The organism is Streptomyces sp. MS191 (assembly GCF_008042125.1).
GTDB lineage: Bacteria > Actinomycetota > Actinomycetes > Streptomycetales > Streptomycetaceae > Streptomyces.
In genome coordinates, this window is the sequence record NZ_RDBI01000056.1 from 12,428 (window position 1) to 15,038 (window position 2,611).

2 protein-coding genes and 2 pseudogenes are annotated in these 2,611 nt (G+C 72.7%); 2 read left to right on the forward strand and 2 right to left on the reverse strand.

All coding sequences use genetic code 11. From position 1 onward, the window contains the following. Positions 1-153 (forward strand): annotated as a pseudogene (locus tag EAO71_RS39140) (2-keto-myo-inositol dehydratase); the annotation flags it as partial. Here EAO71_RS39140 and EAO71_RS24950 read toward each other — a convergent pair. Both EAO71_RS24950 and EAO71_RS24955 read right to left on the reverse strand, forming a co-directional pair. Further along, a pseudogene (locus tag EAO71_RS24950) lies at positions 130-318 on the reverse strand (helix-turn-helix transcriptional regulator); the annotation flags it as partial. The pseudogenes EAO71_RS39140 and EAO71_RS24950 sit on opposite strands and share 24 nt — an antisense overlap. Positions 319-563: 245 nt before the next feature. Next, entirely contained in the window at positions 564-1,472 is a 909-nt protein-coding gene (locus EAO71_RS24955; protein ID WP_147980074.1) for a sugar phosphate isomerase/epimerase family protein, read from the reverse strand. 128 nt (positions 1,473-1,600) lie between these two features. Here EAO71_RS24955 and iolC point away from each other — a divergent pair. Continuing rightward, the coding region (iolC, locus tag EAO71_RS24960) for a 5-dehydro-2-deoxygluconokinase (RefSeq protein WP_147980075.1) at positions 1,601-2,611 on the forward strand (1,011 nt) is incomplete at its 3' end.

A 2,611-nucleotide genomic window follows, 5' to 3' on the forward strand; every position in this document is an offset into this window, starting at 1 on the left:
CTGCACCACGGCCCCGCGGTCTGGGAGAGGACCTGGGCGCATGTGGCCGAGAACGCCTCCCTCGCCCAGGCCATGGGCGCGGAGCACCTGGTCGTCATCCCGTCCTTCTGGCGGGACGACAAGACCGGCGCGGTCCTGGAGGACCGGACGGTTCGCGACCCAGGTGCGGATGGTGTCCGGGTCCCAGTAGGGCTTGCCCGACTCCACGTGGTCGGGCGGCGGAAGCAGCCCGTGCTTCCGGTAGGAGCGGACGGTGTCCGGCTGCACCTTGATGTGCGCGGCAATGTCCTTGTAGGACCAGAGCCTTCTGTCCGTCATGCGGGCACCTTCCTGCGCGTCACGCAGCGGCGGCGGGGGTGCCGTTCGGGGGAGCTGCGGGGCGCGCGCTGGCGATCACTGAGCCTGTGCCCGGTGAACGACACCCCCCGACCGGAGGAGAACGGCTGTTGAACGCCTGTGACGGAAAGCCCGCGTAATGGAGATATGTGTGACAACGGGGGGACGGATGTGACGTACGTGACGCACGGTCATGTCGCGTACCGAAAGGGCCTGTTCGGATCCGGTCAGGCTCCGCAGGAGCGCAGGAAGCGGCGGGTGCGCACGGCGATCGGATACGGCCGGTCCGGCTCGCAGGGGTACATGTCCTGTTCGACGATGGCGAAGAGCTCCACGCCCAGCCCCTGCGCCGCCGCCAGAACCGGTTCGAGGGCGGGTACCCCGGCGGGCGGCTCGCACATCACCCCGCGCGCCACGGCCGGCCCGAAGGGCAGTTCCTCCGCCACGACCCCGGCGAGGACCTCCGGGTCGACCTGCTTCAGGTGGAGGTAGCCGATCCGCTCCCCGTACGTCTCGATCAGCTTCACGCTGTCGCCGCCGCAGTAGGCGTAGTGCCCGGTGTCCAGACAGAGGGCGACCAGGTCGGGATCGGTGGCGTCGAGGAAGCGCGCCACGTTCTCCTCGCTGTCGATGTGCGTGTCGGCGTGCGGGTGGACCACGATCCGCAGGCCGTAACGCTCCCGGACCTCCCGGCCGAGCCGCTCGGTGAGGCCCGTCAGCTGCCGCCACTGCTCGGCCCCGAGCGTCCGGTCCTCCAGGACCGCGCCGGTCTTGTCGTCCCGCCAGAAGGACGGGATGACGACCAGGTGCTCCGCGCCCATGGCCTGGGCGAGGGAGGCGTTCTCGGCCACATGCGCCCAGGTCCTCTCCCAGACCGCGGGGCCGTGGTGCAGCCCGGTGAACACCGTCGCGGCGGACACCTTCAGTCCGCGCCGGGCCGTCTCGTCCGCCAGGAGCGCGGGGTCGGTGGGCAGATAGCCGTAGGGCCCGAGTTCGATCCACGTGTAGCCGGCGCCCGCCACCTCGTCGAGGAAGCGCTGCCAGGGCACCTGCCGGGGATCGTCGGGGAACCAGACGCCCCAGGAATCGGGAGCGGAGCCGATGCGGATACGGGACAGTGGTGACGGCTTCGTCATGCAAGCCACCTTGACCGGGTCCGCGGAGCACCGTCAAGACGGTCGTCCGAATGTAAGGACATGGCGTTGACAGCGTTCCCGGCGGGCGGCTAGACCTGGGTGCGGGGCCGAGGCGAGAGGTGACGTGCATGGAGACGGAGCCGGGGACCGCGCCGCGCCTGGGGCCGGACACCGAGCCGTACGACCTGATCACCATGGGCCGCATCGGCGTGGACCTGTACCCCCTGCAGGTCGGGGTACCGCTGGCCCGGGTCGAGAGCTTCGGCAAGTTCCTCGGCGGCTCGCCCTCGAACGTCGCCGTCGCGGCCGCCCGGCTCGGCCGCCGGACGGCCGTCATCACCCGTACGGGCGCCGACCCTTTCGGGGACTACCTGCACCGCGAACTGCGCGCGTTCGGGGTGGACGACCGCTGGGTGACGCCCGTGGCCGCGTACCCGACACCGGTCACCTTCTGCGAGATCTTCCCGCCCGACGACTTCCCCCTCCACTTCTACCGGCGGCCCAAAGCCCCGGATCTGGAGATCCACCCGCACGAGCTCGACCTCGCGGCGATCCGTTCCGCGCGCGCCTTCTGGGTGACGGGCACGGGCCTGAGCGCCGAGCCGAGCCGGGCCGCCACCCTCGCGGCGCTCCGGGAACGCGACCGCGCCGGCCTGACCGTCCTCGACCTGGACTGGCGTCCGGCGCTCWGGCCCGATCCCGCCGAGGCCGCCCCGCTCTACCGTGCGGCGCTCGGCGGGGCGACGGTCGCCGTCGGCAACCWCGACGAGTGCGGGATCGCGACGGGGGAGCGGGAGCCCGACGCCGCCGCCCGCGCCCTGCTCGGCGCGGGGGTGCGGCTCGCGGTCGTCAAGCAGGGCCCCAAGGGAGTCCTCGCGCTGGCCGCGGACGGCGAACGGGCGGAGGTCCCGCCGCTGCCGGTCGAGGTGGTCAACGGGCTGGGGGCGGGCGACGCGTTCGGCGGGGCCCTCGCGCACGGCCTGCTCGCCGGCTGGGACCTGGAACGCACGATCCGCTGGGCCAACGCGGCCGGCGCGATCGTCGCGGGCCGCCTCGCCTGCTCCCCGGCGATGCCGTACGAGGACGAGATCGCCCAGGCCCTGGCCGCGGGCACCGCCTCGATCCCGGAACGGACGCCC